This is a genomic window from Acinetobacter sp. 18QD2AZ41W (genome assembly GCF_009829025.1).
Taxonomy (GTDB): Bacteria; Pseudomonadota; Gammaproteobacteria; order Pseudomonadales; family Moraxellaceae; genus Acinetobacter; species Acinetobacter pseudolwoffii.
In genome coordinates this window covers 113,419-129,428 of sequence record NZ_WURP01000006.1, presented here as the reverse complement: position 1 = coordinate 129,428, position 16,010 = coordinate 113,419, and the positions used below count along the sequence as shown (strand labels likewise).

Below are 16,010 nucleotides of genomic sequence, written 5' to 3'. Positions count from 1 at the left end.
CAGTGGAAATAGAAAACCCGCATTTAATCATCCTGATCATGCGGGTCTCAATTCAACGTCCATTGTCACATCCATGAAAAACAAGCTAAATGTTCTAGTTTGTTTTATTTTCTTCCTACGGCGTCCTGTCCTTATATTGTCATCCTGACATGTCCCTGTGCCGTGAGGCTATAATGCTCTGTTATGACATCGAGATAAACCCAAAAAATACGTCATGTCATGTAAGCAATAAGCCTTAATTGAGTGAACAGGTGTGCACTCAATTGATAGGTATTTTTTTATAGTTTGTAGTCGATGATCACTGGGGCATGATCGCTAAACCATTGTTCCTTATACACCCAGGCATTGACGGTACGCTCTTTCCAGTCTGGTGAGCAGGCCTGATAATCAATGCGCCAACCGACGTTCTTGGCTCGGGCTTGTCCGCGGTTTGACCACCAGGAATACAGTTCTGCTTCTTTGCGTACTTCGCGAAACGTATCGACATAACCGAGTTCATCATAGATATGATCTAGCCAGGCGCGCTCATGTGGTAAACAGCCGGAAGCTTTCTGGTTGCCGGACCAGTTTTTAATATCAATCCGTTTATGCACGATGTTGTAATCACCGCAGACAATCACCGATTTATTTTCATCGCGCCATTGTTTCAGGATTTTGGCATATTCTTCCAGAAAGTGATCTTTACGCGCTTGTGCTTCATCGCCTGATGAGCCGGAAGGTAGATACAATGAACAGATATGGGCCGTTTGCTCCAAACCTAAATCAAATTCGGCTGCAATAAAACGGCCTTGCGAATCTGCCAGTTCAAAGCCCAGACCATCGGTTAAAGAGACGAAGGGCAGGCGGCTATAAATCGCGGTACCGGCATAACCTGGCCGTTCGGCAGGGAATAGATGGGTATACCAGCCTTCCGGTTTAAATTTATCGGTCCACTGCACATGGGTGATCCGGCTTTCCTGCATACAGATCACATCGGCATCCGACTGTTCCATCCATTCCAATAGCCCTTTGCTCACCGATGAGCGTAAGCCGTTGACATTAATTGAAACGACACGAAGAATTTTTTGATCACCTGGATAGCTACTCTTTGGTATCATGCGCAAGTCTTACCTTAATTAATGGATTTAGGAGCACCTCATGCCAACGCCAGCTCAGTTTAACCCGCAAGCTTTTATCGAACTCGCATTATCACGCGGTGTGCTTAAATTTGGTGAGTTTACTTTAAAATCGGGACGTGTGAGTCCCTATTTTTTTAATGCGGGTCTGCTGAATGATGGTGAAGCCTTGACATTGCTGGCTTCTGGCTATGCAGCAAAATTAACGGCATGTGACCATGTGGAAGTGGTTTTTGGTCCTGCATATAAAGGTATTCCTTTTGTGGCAGCGACTGCTGTGGCGCTATCACAAAATCATGGGGTGAGTGTGCCTTGGGGTTTTAACCGCAAAGAAGCCAAAGATCATGGCGAGGGTGGCGTACTAGTCGGTGCTTCTGTAGCAGGTAAAAAAGTCTGGATCATTGATGACGTGATCACGGCAGGAACAGCGATTCGTGAAGTCGTGACAATCTTGAAAAATGCCGGTGCACAAATCGCAGGTGTTTTGGTTGCACTTGACCGTCAGGAAAAAGGTCAGGGCGATTTATCTGCCATTCAGGAAGTGCAGCAAGAGCTCGAGATTCCTGTACATGCCTTAATTACCATGAAAGATTTGATGGACTATCTGGAAACCAAGGGCGATCAAGAAGCTTTAGCTAAAATGGAAGATTATCGAGTTAAATACGGGATCTAAGCGGTGATCCTTATCGTAAAGGAAGCTACAGCTTCCTTTTTTGTTTTAAAGTTCAATTGATGTAGAAATTAAGCATTCAAATACAGGGTGAATACTTAAAAAACTAAGTCAAAGTGCTGTAATTAAAAGATTTTTAATATTAAAGACTTTCAATCTTGATGTAGATGAATACAGTTTAAAATACTGGAAATTGACAATAATATTCAGTGATTCTGTACGCATTTGCTTACATGAGTTCAAGCCGTTTGCGTCTATACGCGCTGTGCTGTATTGCCTATGATGAATTCATCAAGAACAGGATGTTCCATAAAAGAATAACAAGAGATAAATACAAGGAAAGTAAGGTAAGACAGGAGTCATACCCAGCGAACCAACACGAAAATCCCCCGGCAGGATGCTGGGGAATTTTCATTTTTAGCGATTCATGCAGGCTCAGATGTAACAGGCTTAGGCGCGGGGAGAATAAATAAGGTGAGTTATTGGTTTAAATGACTGGAATAGGTTTAGAGAGCATCACCAACCGATCACTTTTGAAGATTGTTAATCTTTAGAGCCAAAAAAAGCACCTTAAGGTGCTTTTTTTATTGCTGGGCTAAATTATAGCGCAACGATATTGATCGCGTTCGGGCCTTTTTGACCTTCAACTACGCTGAAAGAAACGCGTTGGCCTTCAAACAATGTTTTGAAGCCAGAACTGCTAATTTCTTTAAAATGAGCAAAAACGTCAGGACCTGATTCTTGTTGAATAAAACCAAAACCTTTAGTTTCGTTAAACCATTTCACTGTACCGGTAACTGTAGTAGACATAATATAACCTATCAAATTTTTAATAATTTTAGCCATTGAAATGACTATGGATAACTTTGAAAAACAACAAGAATTGAAATAAAGATCTGAAAAAACTGAGGATTATAAAATAACACTGCGGTACTTAAAGAAGTTTAACTAAACAACACTTTTTTCTAGTTGAGTACAGCATAACCTAAATCAGCAAATATTCAAGTTTTTTATATTTATTATTTATTTTTCTTATAAATATACGTGGATCTTTCTTTTTAAATATGTGCTGGTCAATTTTTTTAGTATGACTGACTGTATAAAAGATTTACTCAAGCAAAACAACAAACATACATTTTACTTACGTTACTTTATGTTAATCAAACTGAACCAGTACGCGGCAATATTTTTCTAAGTGAATGTATTTTATAACATTGGGTAAATTTGTAGCTGGCTTGTTTAAGATAGTTCTGGTCATTGTTCAGCTATTCAAAGGCCCCTATATTAAAAACACATGGAAAAATTAACTATAAGAATTTCTTAATTTTAATTTAAAACCAGAATAAGAGTGAGTCTCATGGATTACTGGAATTGTGTTTTATTAATCTCCATTATTGCAGTTGTAGGCCTAACGATTATTATCCTGCTAGTCGGCTGTAAAATCTGGAAAAACCTGATCGTCACTTTACTGATTTCGACCATAATGAGTTTTTTGATTATCTATGCCATCAACTTTATCTTTGGAAAGAGTCTGCATTTCCTTTGGGGTCACCGGGAAGTCGGGAATCTTGACTTTATGCTTGAAATTGGGCTGATGAGTCTGGTGATTGGTGGGGTAATCACCTTTATGATTATGTTAGGCACCTTGATTGCCAAAAGTAATGAGAAACAGAGTGAGGAATAGAAACAGAGAGCAGGCAGTAGCAATGCTTTCTCTGGACAATACACAGCCTCCTTCTCTTGAGTCAATTTAATAACAGCCGACGAAGTATGAATGGATTTTTCATACTTCGTCGTGGTCTTACCTTTTATCTTAAAAATGATAATCCGTCCTTAAAACATCATTTTAAGTCCTAAAGCATAGATCCAGCCCTGGTCAGAGCCGGATGCCTGCTGCCAGGCAGTCTGTTTGTTTCCTTTGCTATATTCATAGCCAACCTGCAGATAAGGCATGACTTTTTTACTGATCTCATAACGGGTTTCTAGTCCTAATGTCGCATGACTCAGACCAGATTTTTTCGCACTCGCAGCTTGATCATTGAAAATGATATCCAGTTCAATAAAGGGCTGCATAATCAGTTTCTGAGTCAGCAACAGGTCACGTTCTGTTTCCAGTTTGAATCCGACAAAATCATCTTCACCGACATAGAGATAGGCATCGGTTTCAAAAAAATAAGGGGCCAGGCCATGCAGTCCAAGCACTGCATCGAAACGTTCATTTTGTAGGGAAGCTGTATGCTGGCTTATATTTTCCTGACGGTAGCGCAAACCGGTTTGTACATCCCAGAAATCGGAAATATTACGGCTATACAGGATTTCGGCCGCATAGTCAGCCTGACTCGATTCAGATTTATCTGCCTGCAGCTTGAGAAAAACCTTGTTTTCATCAGTACCAATTCTGGCTTCATTCTCTGATTTAAAAGCGCCATTTCCAGCTGAATTGATTTGCCATTTCTGGTCCAGAATGACTTGGCTATAAATCTGTGCACCATGTTCTTTCCGATGGTCATGCTCAGCAGTAGCGCCAACAGGTTTTTCGTGCCCTACAGATTCTTGATCAGATAAAGATCGAGCTTGTTGGGTATGTGAGCGTAGATCCGGCACTGCAATAGGAGCGCTATGATGTACTGCGGTTTTGCTAGGATGATGATCCTGATGATCCTGATGATCCTGATGATCCTGATGATCCTGATGATCCTGATGATCCTGATGATCCTGATGATCCGCTGCCAATATACCGAAACTCGCCACGAACAGTGTACTGCTTAATACCGATTTTAAAAAGAGCTTAGTGATGTGCATGGCTTTCTCCTTGCTCCACTGCTGGCTTTGACGGCATTTGTTGCGGCGAAGCATGAGAAGTTTGATCGTCATTCACATGTGCCACAATCAGCTTATTCATCATGCCGGCACTCATGTGATAGAGCAGATGGCAGTGAATTGCCCATTCTCCCAGTTCATCTGCCGTTAATAAGGTTGTGAGCGTTTTTCCAGGTGGCACAATCACGGTGTGTTTATTTGGCATCTGTGCAGCAGATTGACCATTTTCCAGCTGCATAAACATGCCATGTAAATGCATCGGATGCGCCATCATGCTGTCATTGATAAATTTCAAACGGATCCGTTCGCCATATTGCACCTGCAATGGTTCGGCATCACTGAATTTTTTACCATTGATGGTCCAGATATAACGTTCCATGGTTCCACCCAGACGAATCACCAGTTCACGTTCTGCGGCTCGGGTATCGGTTTGTGGCGTCAGGGCTTTGAGGTCTTGATATTGCAATACTTTATGCCCTGCAGGCGTAGACATATTAGCCCAACCCTCAACCGGTGGATGAGACGGATTTGTCTCGGGTATAGCACTGTGACCTGCGTGCTGGGCATGCTCATCATGTTTAGGCGTATCTGTTGCAGATTGCGTGGTCTGACTGCTGTGTGCGGTATGAGACATGTCATGCTGTTCGCCATGTCCCATATCTTCCATGGTCAATAAGGCACGTGGACGTGGCGTCGGTAATTGAATCGGATGCGTAGCTGGATCAGCCTCATTGTGCAAGCTGCCAATGGCAAAGCCTGAACGGTCGATCGATTCGGCTTCAATCTGGTAATGAGGTGCAGTTGGTTCCACAATCACATCATACGTTTCAGCAGTTCCGATACGGAATTCATCTACAGCGACTGGCTGTACAGCTTGTCCATCGGCGCTAACCACGGTCATTTTAAGCTGGGGAATACGTACATCGAAAAACGACATGGCCGAGGTATTAATGAATCGCAGGCGGACCTTTTCATTCGGTTTAAATTGGCCGCTCCAGTTCTGTTGCGGGGTTTTGCCATTGATCAAAAAGGTATAACCGCTGACATCAGACAGGTCGGTTTTCAACATGCGCATCTGGTTCCACATTTTGCGATCTGACCAGGTGGCCTTGAGGCCGTCATGTTTTACTTGCTGGAGTACATCGCCTACGGTTTCACGCTGATTCTGATAATATTCGGCCGATTTTTTTAAATTATTCTGAATCTGTTGGCTGCCCTGTTCATGAAAATCCGACAGCATCACCACATAATCCCGCTCGGTTTTTTCATGCTCAGGCACCGGTGTTTGTGCTTTAGGATAAATCACCAAGGCACCATATAAACCGTCCTGTTCCTGACCTTTGGAATGCGCATGATACCAATAGGTACCGTTTTGACGAACCTTGAAACGATAAGTAAAAGACTGCTTCGGTTTGATACCCTGAAAACCATTAAATCCAGGGACACCATCCATTAGGCCGGGCAGGAGCAGGCCATGCCAGTGCAGCGAGGTATCTTGATTTTTCAGGTTGTTTTGCACATGAATCACCGCATCATCACCTTCTTCAAATTCCAGCAAGGGGGCAGGGAATTTTCCGTTTACGGTAATCCGTTTGACCGTCTTGCCGGTGAGATTGAGCGGGCTTTCATCAATGACCAGATGATATTCTTTAACAGCTGCAAAAACTGCAGACGATGACATCAGGCAAATGCCCAGACATAGGCATTGGGGAATTTTAATTAACATCACTTAATCCTTAATTAATAAAAAATTGAATATTCAGGATTAAGTTTTGGGTGGGCGCAGGATTTCCTGCCAATAACCGGCAAGGTGTTTGGCATGATAAGTTGGGAGGAGGGTTCTTTCTAGAGAATGATGGTCGAATACTGTCAGTTCAGGAACGGAAATTTGCAAGCCGCTCATCTGGCTTTGACAGGCCATCGTACTGCAATCCAGACAGTCTTGTGAGTGCTGTGGCATATCCGGAAAACAGTCAGCCTGTGTCAGGTCTTGATCTGAGTTATGCGCAGATTCATGCATAGCATGAGAGGTGGAGGCTTTTACCATGTCCAGACAATGGCTGCTCATCTGTTCAGACGACATGACCAAATGCATGGTTGTTGCAGAAGCAACAGACACACTGCTCCAGCCTATGGCAAAAACCATAAGCATCACCAACCAGATCTGTTTGACGAGCCGTGTGAGCAAAGTCCACCCTGAAAAAAACGCTGCATGTTTGAGCAATAAAAGCATAAACGCAGTGACTGCAATTAGCAAATCCTGTGCGAGATTATTTTTAGTCAGCTACATCACACTTTTATAGGTTCAGGTTTCAGTTTCGCACTTTTCACATTTTTTACAGTCCAGCAGCATGCCAAGCTTTTCTTTGCGACCTTGCTCGGTCATCACCCAGGGCCGATTTTGCCACGGCGGGGTATGCCGTACATGTTGGCCATGTCCGCAGGTCAGCTCTGCAACCCAATGCTGTTCTTCATCCAAATGAAAACCGATAATTGCCTGTTGCATGGCAAACCTCCTTTTGAGCTCAATCTGCCTCAGTACTTATCTAAAAATCTATACAGAACAAGTCATGCAAAATCACCATAAACAAAAGAATCCACACAAGCTATACTCCTTGCTAAGTCATTTTTTGAAAAAGAGCAGAGACACATGCGCGTACTTGTTGTGATGGATCCCATCGAAAATGTAAACCTGAAGAAAGACTCGACCATGGCCATGCTTTGGGCAGCAGCACGCCGTGGGCATGAGCTTGGTTATGCATTACAACAAGATTTATATATTGAGCAGGGCAAAGCTTTTGGTTTGATAGCGCCGCTACAGGTGTTTGAAGACTATGATCACTATTATGAACTCGGTGAAAAAAAGAAAGAATCCATCGCTGCTTATGATGTGGTGTTGATGCGTAAAGATCCACCTTTTGATATGAATTTTGTCTACACCACTTATATTCTGGAGCAGGCAGAACGCGAAGGTGCATGGATTATTAACAAGCCACAAAGCCTGCGTGACTGTAATGAAAAACTGTTTGCGACCCAGTTCCCGCATCTGCAAGTTCCGACACTGGTGACTTCGCAGCAAAGCCTGATTCGTGAGTTTCTCAAAGAACAGGTCGATGTGATTGTGAAACCGCTGGATGGCATGGGGGGTACTGGAATTTTCCGCCTGTATCAGGATGGCATCAATATTGGTTCAACCATTGAAATGCTGACCAATAACGGTACCCAGCCGATTATGGCACAGCGTTATATTCCTGAAATTGTCGAAGGTGATAAACGTATCCTGATGATTAATGGCGAGCCAGTACCATATTGCTTGGCCCGTATTCCACAAAATGGTGAAGTGCGCGGCAATCTGGCGGCAGGCGGTCTGGGAGAAGCACGTCCACTGACTGAAAATGACCGCGCCATTGCGGCAAAAGTAGGCCCTTATCTTAGAGAAAAAGGTCTGGTTTTTGTAGGACTGGATGTGATTGGTAATTATGTCACTGAAATTAATGTAACCAGCCCAACCTGTATTCGTGAAATTGATGACCAGTTTGGAACCTCAATTGCCGATGATCTGTTTGCTGTATTAGAGGCAGGCCGTTCGCAGCAGGTTTAAACCAGACAGAAAAAGAGCCTCATCTGAGGTAATGCTGATCAGTTAAGGAGTTTAGAAGTAGACTCTTTAACTTTTTAGTCGTTCACGACGGAGTCTTAACTTTATAAATCAAATGCTTGAAAATAATTTGTTACTTTGGTTTCGCCCAAATGAGAAGCGAAGCTTCGCAAGGAAGGCATCTTGCGGAGCAACACTCCTCACCGCAAAACTCGGCAGCCACCATCGACTAGTAAATTTGTCGCAGAAACAATCATTTTTAAATCTAGTCCTGCCTCAAACAGTTGCGGATGACTTTTCTACTTGTCAAATATGATCATGAATTTAAAAAAGAAAATGCTAGTCAATTTCTTAACTGACTGGCATTACTCATCTGAGGCTCTTTTTTATTGAGCATAACGCTTAAATAAAAGCAGCGTCATCAATATCCCTAAGATAGAAAGACAGGCTGTGACTGTCGCGATATGGGCCCATTGTTGTGTCGTGGATACCAGTGCCGCACTCAGAGGAGGTACAAAGAATTGCGCACAGGCTGAAACCTGTAAAACCAGACCGACACTGGCGGCTGCGGCATTGGCACGCGGTGCATAGCGCAGGGTAATCGCAAAGATCGTGGTCGGAATCATTCCGCCAATGAGTGAAAACAGTACGGCACTCACAAACTGTAATTCAAATGACAGCCAAGAGCTTGCCGCAAAAGTCAGCAAGCTGCTGCACAGCATGGCGATAAATCCTGTGCTTAACAGGGTTTTGGGTTTCCAGCCACCTTGCAGCAACATACCTGCGCCAAAGGTACCGCCTAAATTAGCAAGCACCACCATCGAGACCAGAGCCCCTGCGACTTTTAAATCAATCCCATGTTCGACATACAGGGTAGGCAAGAATCCAGTCACGGTTATCCACTGACTGGTATAACAGGCAAAAATAATGGCCAAACACAAAATCGGTGGGTGAGTCAGGGTCACTTTAATAATTTGCCAGAAGGAGGTATTTTCTGTGCCGGCTTGCGGGCGATTCGGCTGTACCGGTGTGACCGCTTCAATATATAAATACCGTTTAATCATCACTGCAATGAGCAGACAGAGACTCCCTAAAATGGCCCAAATACTTTGCCAACTCAGGTATTCAAGCAGCATGGGAATGGTAAAAACAGCAAGACTGACACCAACCCCCATATAGGAACTCCAGAGTCCCATTTTAAAATTGAGTGTTTCAGCTCGGCTGATACGTTTGAGAATGGCAGGGGCACATAAGGAGATAGTTAAAAATCCGATCCCTTCAGTAAAACGGAAGAAATACAACGCCGCGACATGCTGAATCCAGAGGCCTGCCATACTGCTGAGGCCTAAAATGATCAACGCCAAGATCAGACAGCGTTTTAAACCGACTTTTTCTGACAATGCACCAATACACAAGGCAAACAGCATCCCCGCGCCTTGAACCAGAGACAGGGAAAAACCGGCTTGCGTAAAGCTGAGACCTAAATCCTGTTGTAAAATGGGAATAACCGCAGAAAGTTTCCCGACATGAATAGCCGCCAAATAGCCGGCCAAAATAATCCATAGGTCACGAATTGATATTTTTGACATTTATAATGATTTAATCCATTCAATCAATGCGCTAATACAGCTAAAAAAGTATATAGCGATATGGATAACATAAAATTTTATTAAGATTTATATGATTTAGGCATAAGTTAATAGAGCAATTAAACTGGTGAATGAATAGAAATTGCTGAGAAAATCCCGAAAAACAAATAGATCTAACAAATACAGTGAGGGAAAGATTAAATGAAAGAGGGTTAAAATTGTGTTTATATGTCACTTAAGTCTAAGGAAAAATGCCTGCCTGATAACAAAACTAGTTTAAACTTTAAAATCGTATGAAAAAAACAATTAATGCCTTGTTGAAATAAAGTAAATAAACTTTCAAGGCCCTACAATTGTGATTACAATTGACCACTTAAATCAGATTTCCTGTTCCATTTTTTAAATTGAAGAATTAGACCGTGACCGACGCTCAGCAAAAACAGCCTAAACATGTCATGATGATGGCCGCAGGTACGGGTGGACATGTGTTTCCAGCGTTAGCCGTTGCAAAAAATTTACAACAACAAGGGATTGAAGTGTCTTGGCTGGCTACGCCTGCAGGCATGGAAAATCGTTTATTAAAAAATCAGAATATTCCTGTTTATCAAATTGATATTCAGGGTGTGCGTGGTAATGGTTTTGTACGTAAGGCCTTGGCCCCTTTTAAAATTATGAAAGCGACTTTTAGTGCCATGAAATACATGAAGCAGCTAAAAGTCGATGCCGTAGCCGGCTTTGGTGGTTATGTGGCAGGGCCGGGTGGTCTGGCTGCGCGTATCCTAGGCATTCCGGTGCTGGTTCATGAGCAGAATGCGGTGGCCGGTTTTACCAATAGCCAATTGTCGCGTGTTGCCAAGACGGTGTGTCAGGCGTTTCCGGACACCTTTCCCGCACAGGATAAAATCGTGACCACGGGCAATCCGGTGCGCCAAGAAATTAGTGACATTTTAAATCCGTCCTGGCGTTATCAGGAGCGTGAAAAAGCAGGATTACCCTTACGCATTTTAATCGTGGGCGGATCTTTGGGGGCGCAGGCCTTAAATGAACGGGTGCCTGAAGCCTTAAAACAGTTCAATGTGCCTTTAAATGTCTATCATCAGTGTGGTCAAAACCATGCTGAGGCGACGCGTGCATGTTATGCCAATGCTCCGGCAAATCTGCACGTCGAAGTCCAGCCTTTTATTGAAGATATGGCCAAAGCCTATAGTGATGCCGATGTGGTGATCTGTCGTGCTGGCGCATTGACGGTGACCGAAATTGCGACGGCAGGTGTGGCTGCGATTTTTGTACCGCTTCCAAGTGCGGTGGATGATCACCAGACTGCCAATGCCGGTTTTCTTGCCAAGATTAATGCGGCAAAAATCTGCCCACAGGCCAGCATGACCCCGGAAAGTTTAAAAACCTTATTAGAGCCGATGCTGAATCGCCAGCTATTAATGGAAATGGCGGTAAAAGCACGTCGACAGGCTCAACCCGATGCGACTCAACATGTGGTCCGTTTAATTCAAGAATTATCATTCGAGTAAACTATGTCTCCAGTAACCCCAGCTGAACAAGCGAAAAAATTAATTAAAGTGCCGGAAATGCGCCGTATCAAACACATTCATTTTGTGGGCATTGGCGGTGCAGGCATGTGTGGTATTGCCGAAGTATTGAAAAATCAGGGCTATAAAGTTTCCGGTTCAGATATCAAGGCATCCAATACCACGGCGCAGCTGGAAGAAAATGGGATCAAGGTTTATATCGGGCACACTGCAAATAATATTAAAGGGGCCAATGTGATCGTGGTGTCTACTGCGATTGACAAGGAAAACCCGGAAATTAAAACCGCGATTGAAAGTCGTATTCCCGTGGTTCGCCGTGCAGAAATGCTGGGTGAGCTGATGCGTTACCGTCATGGTATTGCGGTTGCCGGTACTCATGGCAAAACCACGACCACCAGTCTGCTTACCTGTATGCTGGCAGAAGAAAACATGGATCCAACCTATGTGATCGGCGGTTTGCTGAACCGTACCGGTATGAATGCTGCTCTGGGTGCCAGCCGTTATATCGTGGCAGAAGCCGATGAATCGGATGCCTCTTTCCTGCACTTGGAACCTATGGCTGCTGTAGTGACCAATATCGATGCCGACCATATGGACACTTATGGCGGTAGCTTCGATGTGCTGAAAGATACCTTTATCCAGTTCCTGCAAAAACTGCCATTTTATGGCCTGGCCGTGGTCTGTGGTGATGATGCCAATATTCGTGAAATCATGCCACGAATTGCACGTCCGGTGCTGACCTATGGTTTTAATGAAGACAATGACATCCGCGCAGTAGATGTTGATCAGGATGGCATGCAAACCCACTTTACCGTATTGCGTAAAGAGCGTGAGCCATTACGTGTGACCGTGAATCAGCCAGGCTTACATAATGTCCTGAATGCCTTGGCTGCGATTGGTGTCGCGACCGATGAAGGTGTGTCTGATGCTTCTATTTGCCGTGCACTGGAAGGTTTCAGTGGGGTAGGCCGTCGCTTCGAAGTTCAGGGCGAATTTGAAATTGATGGTGGTAATGTAAAACTGGTGGATGATTATGGTCATCATCCAAAAGAAGTCGAAGCCACCATTAAAGCCGCGCGTCAGAGTCATCCGGATCGTCGTCTGGTGATGATGTTCCAGCCACACCGTTATAGCCGTACCCGTGACTGTTTTGATGATTTTGTGGAAGTACTTTCTACTGTAGACCAGTTATTGTTATTGGATGTTTATCCTGCCGGTGAAAAACCGATTGTCGGGGCGGACAGCCGTACTTTAGCCCGCAGCATTCGCTTACGTGGCGAAGTTGAGCCAATTCTGGTCGATGCGGTGGACGGTAATCTGAATCAGATCATGAGAAAAGTATTGCAAGCAAATGACTTGTTATTAACCCAGGGCGCAGGTAATGTTGGAGCAATCTCAGTCGAACTTGCGCAAAATCACTTATACATAAAATAGTCATCTTGCATGACTGAATTGAATTGACCAGATTGAAAAAAGTTTAAGGATATAAACGTGTCAAATGCTTCAAAATTCGGAAAAGTTGCCGTGTTGCTTGGTGGTAAATCTGCAGAGCGTGAGGTTTCTCTAGACAGTGGTACGGCGGTACTTGAGGCATTAGTGCGTTCAGGGGTCAATGCGGAAGCTTTTGACCCGCAGCAACGTAGTGTCACAGAACTGGTAAATTATGACCGTGCTTTCATTGTATTGCATGGTCGTGGTGGTGAAGATGGTCAGATTCAGGGTGTACTGGAATGGCTAAATGTGCCCTATACCGGTACGGGGGTACAAGGCTCTGCAATCGGCATGGACAAGGTCAAGACCAAGCAGGTCTGGCAGGGTTCGGAATTGCCGACAGCGCCTTACCGTATTGTTACCAAAGATTCCGATGCGGCTGATATCGTCAATTCTTTAGGCCTGCCTTTGATTATCAAACCGGTACATGAAGGTTCGAGTATCGGCATGAGCAAGGTCGAAAAAATTGAAGACTTTGCAGAAGCAATTGCCAAGGCAACTGAACATGATGCCGTGGTGATGGCAGAACAATGGATTACCGGCCGTGAATTCACCATTGTGGTTTTAAATGGTCAGGCGCTGCCTGTGATTCGTCTTGAACCACCTCAAGATGTTGCTTTCTATGATTATGAAGCCAAATATAACCGTAATGATGTGCAATATGGCATTCCATGTGGTTTGACCGAAGCTGAAGAGCAACAGTTAAAAGCCCTGAGTCTGCGTGCATTTCAGGCAGTCGGTGCCAGCGGTTGGGGCCGGATTGATGCCATGCAGGATGAACAGGGCAACTTCTGGCTGCTGGAAGTGAATACCGTACCGGGCATGACCAGTCATTCTTTGGTGCCAAAAGCGGCAGCTGCAGTCGGTTATAGTTTTGATGACCTGTGTGTTGCGATTCTGGAACAGACCCTGACCGGGTCGGCACACTAAATATGGCTCAACTTCCTGTTTCCATGCGCCGTAAACGTGCTGCGATTACCTCAATTCACGACAAGCCGCCGACACGCAAAGAAAAGCTGTCCAATTTTGGTGGCTGGTTATTGTTGTGTATTGCAGTGCTGGTGCTGGCCTTTGGAATATTGGGCTTATATAAAGTCATGACCAATACTGAAGTGGCAGAGCTGGGCGTGTTAGGTACCCGCTCGGCTGCTGAACAGCGTCAGGTCATGCAATATGTGTCACCGGTTGTGACCGAAAACTATTTTACTTCGGATCTGGAAGCGATCCGCGATCGTACCCTGGAGCTGTCCTGGGTGGATCGGGTGGTGGTTTCCCGAGCCTGGCCAAATGGCATTCGGGTACGGATCATGCCACATCATGCGATTGCACGTTGGGGCACAGGACGTTTATTGAGTGACAGTGGTGTCATTTTCACTGAAGTCACACCCAAGAATTATGAGGCATTACCGTTACTACATGGGCCAGCGAGCCATGCAGAAACCATGATGCGTCGTTATAATGAAATTAATCAGTTATTTTTGCCACACGGCATTCGTCTAAAAGAACTCTATCTCACCGAGCGAATGACCTGGTTTATGCAGTTTGATTCGGGTTTAAGAATAATTGTTGATAAAGATCAGACCATGAGCAAATTACAGCGCTTGAGCCATCTGTCTCAAAGCGACTTAAAGCCGGTCTGGTCTAAAATTTCGGCCATCGACCTGCGTTATCGCAATGGATTGTCGATACAGTGGAAAAATTCAATTCCGCCTAAAATTGTAAATGGGCATTTTATTGTAACCATTGATGACACGGGCGTTGAGAATAATGTAACAGTAAAGCCATAATGATCGGCTTTAAAAAATAGAGGCATTCAAGCCATAAATCTAACAAACATGTAATGGTAGTAGTGAATAATGAGTGAAGCTGTTCCCTCGGTTGTGGCGATTGACATTGGGACACACAAAGTTTCAGTTTTGATTGGCAAGGTACACGCGCCAGACAATATCCAAGTGATTGGTATGGCTACCGCTCGTAACCGAGGCATGAGTAAAGGGAAAATTGTCAGTCTCGATAAAGTTATTACCGCAATTAAAAATGCCGTTCAAGAAGCAGAAGATATGGCGGAGTGTCGGGTGCATTCTGCTTGGGTTTCTATTCCAAGTGCCGAATTAAAAAGCTTTTATGCTTCAGGTCGAACCTCGATCGACAATAGCGAACATGCGATTACCACCAGCGAAGTGGTTCGTGCACTGGAGTTGGCCAAAGCCAGTCATTTGACTTCAGACCATTATCTGGTCAGTGCTGTGCCTTTGGGCTTCGAGCTGGATGACTCATCAGAGTGGGTGCTGAATCCGATTCGGATGTCTGCACATAGCATGACTGGTCATTATCATCTGATGATGCTGCCGATTAGCACCATGCAAAATATTGACCGTGCCCTCAAGGGCGCCAATATTGGTGTGGAGAAAATGGTGGTCTCAAGTCTGGCAACTGCTGAGGCCAGTCTGCTCAAAGATGAAAAAGAATATGGCGTCTGTCTGGTCGATATCGGTGCCGGCACCACCAATGTGGCGGTGTATGTGGATGGTCGTCTGGCCTTAACCCATACCTTCCAGCGTGGTGGCGAGCATGTGACCCGTGATATTGCGGCGGTGTTACAGACCACGACCGAAGAAGCTGAACGCCTGAAACTGCTGTATGGCTGTGTAGACCTGAAAGTGGTTAAGCCTGACCATATGATTCAGTTCCAGGGGATTGATGGGCCACAAACCATCAGCCGGATTGAGCTGACCGAAATTATCATGGCGCGTTATGACGAGATTCTTGGATTGGTGCGTGATGAACTGGTGAAAAATGGCGCGATCCAGGGCTTGTATCATGGTGTGGTCCTGACCGGTGATGCCAGTCATATTGAAGGTATGGTGAGTTTTGTACGCCGTACCTTGGGTGTGTCAGCTCATTTGGGTAATCCACCAACGCAGGTGTATGCCGATGAACAGCATCAGGCAGCGCTACGCCGTTCGCAATATAGTACGGTCGCGGGTTTGCTGATGTTTAGTCAGAGTGATACTCAAGACACGATTGTAGAACAGGATGATGTAGAGCGATTATCGTTAACTCAGCGCGTCAAGCGGGCTTGGTCTGGCTTTAATGACACCTTGAAATCAATCTTTTAAGTCGATTTTTATTGTGAATATTGTTGAGAAGATGTAGTTAATCGGGCTTGTACTTGACAAGTTA

The 16,010-nt window shown here is 44.6% G+C and carries 15 protein-coding genes; 8 read left to right on the top strand and 7 right to left on the bottom strand.

The genetic code is table 11. The annotated features are described in order from the left end of the window. Positions 1-278: 278 nt before the first annotated feature. Positions 279-1,097: an exodeoxyribonuclease III gene (locus tag GVV58_RS10420; protein WP_005094995.1), complete on the bottom strand. Its 819-nt coding sequence runs from the start codon at positions 1,095-1,097 to the stop codon at positions 279-281. A gap of 40 nt (positions 1,098-1,137) precedes the next feature. On the opposite strand from GVV58_RS10420, the gene pyrE reads away from it, so the two are divergent. After that, positions 1,138-1,788 carry an orotate phosphoribosyltransferase gene (pyrE, locus tag GVV58_RS10415; RefSeq protein ID WP_005094997.1) on the top strand — a complete coding sequence of 217 codons (651 nt, stop codon included), beginning with the start codon at positions 1,138-1,140 and terminating at the stop codon, positions 1,786-1,788. A gap of 597 nt (positions 1,789-2,385) precedes the next feature. Here pyrE and GVV58_RS10410 read toward each other — a convergent pair. After that, on the bottom strand, positions 2,386-2,595 hold the full coding sequence (locus GVV58_RS10410) for a cold-shock protein (protein ID WP_005094999.1): 210 nt from the start codon (positions 2,593-2,595) through the stop codon (positions 2,386-2,388). Between the two features lie 547 nt (positions 2,596-3,142). Between GVV58_RS10410 and GVV58_RS10405 the strand changes: the two genes are divergently transcribed. Next, a complete protein-coding gene (locus tag GVV58_RS10405) occupies positions 3,143-3,469 on the top strand; it encodes a hypothetical protein (RefSeq protein ID WP_159516496.1) in 327 nt (108 codons plus the stop codon). A 149-nt stretch (positions 3,470-3,618) separates the two neighbouring features. Here GVV58_RS10405 and GVV58_RS10400 read toward each other — a convergent pair whose 3' ends face one another. The 4 genes from GVV58_RS10400 to GVV58_RS10385 form a co-directional block, all read right to left on the bottom strand. Continuing rightward, positions 3,619-4,587, bottom strand: coding sequence for a copper resistance protein B (locus GVV58_RS10400; RefSeq protein ID WP_159516495.1), 969 nt, complete (start codon positions 4,585-4,587; stop codon positions 3,619-3,621). Beyond that, positions 4,574-6,331 (bottom strand): copper resistance system multicopper oxidase, encoded by a 1,758-nt coding sequence (locus tag GVV58_RS10395; RefSeq protein WP_159516494.1) that lies wholly within the window; start codon positions 6,329-6,331, stop codon positions 4,574-4,576. The genes GVV58_RS10400 and GVV58_RS10395 overlap by 14 nt, the downstream gene beginning before the upstream one ends. A 39-nt stretch (positions 6,332-6,370) precedes the next feature. Further along, positions 6,371-6,751 (bottom strand): hypothetical protein, encoded by a 381-nt coding sequence (locus tag GVV58_RS10390; protein WP_252721266.1) that lies wholly within the window; start codon positions 6,749-6,751, stop codon positions 6,371-6,373. A 159-nt stretch (positions 6,752-6,910) separates the two neighbouring features. Further along, positions 6,911-7,111, bottom strand: coding sequence for a DUF3565 domain-containing protein (locus tag GVV58_RS10385; protein WP_159516492.1), 201 nt, complete (start codon positions 7,109-7,111; stop codon positions 6,911-6,913). A 144-nt stretch (positions 7,112-7,255) separates the two neighbouring features. On the opposite strand from GVV58_RS10385, the gene gshB reads away from it, so the two are divergent. Further along, complete coding sequence (gene gshB / locus GVV58_RS10380; protein ID WP_005095009.1) at positions 7,256-8,206, top strand: glutathione synthase; 951 nt, start codon at positions 7,256-7,258, stop codon at positions 8,204-8,206. A 383-nt stretch (positions 8,207-8,589) separates the two neighbouring features. Here gshB and GVV58_RS10375 read toward each other — a convergent pair whose 3' ends face one another. Further along, complete coding sequence (locus tag GVV58_RS10375) at positions 8,590-9,792, bottom strand: MFS transporter (protein WP_159516491.1); 1,203 nt, start codon at positions 9,790-9,792, stop codon at positions 8,590-8,592. Positions 9,793-10,211: 419 nt separating this feature from the next. Between GVV58_RS10375 and murG the strand changes: the two genes are divergently transcribed. The 5 genes from murG to ftsA all read left to right on the top strand — a co-directional run bounded on the left by murG (position 10,212) and on the right by ftsA (position 15,946). Beyond that, a complete protein-coding gene (gene murG / locus GVV58_RS10370; RefSeq protein WP_100534533.1) occupies positions 10,212-11,318 on the top strand; it encodes an undecaprenyldiphospho-muramoylpentapeptide beta-N-acetylglucosaminyltransferase in 1,107 nt (368 codons plus the stop codon). A gap of 3 nt (positions 11,319-11,321) precedes the next feature. After that, complete coding sequence (murC, locus tag GVV58_RS10365) at positions 11,322-12,770, top strand: UDP-N-acetylmuramate--L-alanine ligase (RefSeq protein ID WP_159516490.1); 1,449 nt, start codon at positions 11,322-11,324, stop codon at positions 12,768-12,770. A 57-nt stretch (positions 12,771-12,827) separates the two neighbouring features. Next, positions 12,828-13,757, top strand: a complete 930-nt coding sequence (locus GVV58_RS10360; protein WP_005173261.1) for a D-alanine--D-alanine ligase — start codon at positions 12,828-12,830, stop codon at positions 13,755-13,757. Positions 13,758-13,759: 2 nt separating this feature from the next. Next, a complete protein-coding gene (locus GVV58_RS10355; protein ID WP_074383860.1) occupies positions 13,760-14,614 on the top strand; it encodes a cell division protein FtsQ/DivIB in 855 nt (284 codons plus the stop codon). Between the two features lie 69 nt (positions 14,615-14,683). Next, positions 14,684-15,946: a cell division protein FtsA gene (gene ftsA / locus GVV58_RS10350; RefSeq protein WP_005173256.1), complete on the top strand. Its 1,263-nt coding sequence runs from the start codon at positions 14,684-14,686 to the stop codon at positions 15,944-15,946. Positions 15,947-16,010 lie beyond the last annotated feature (64 nt).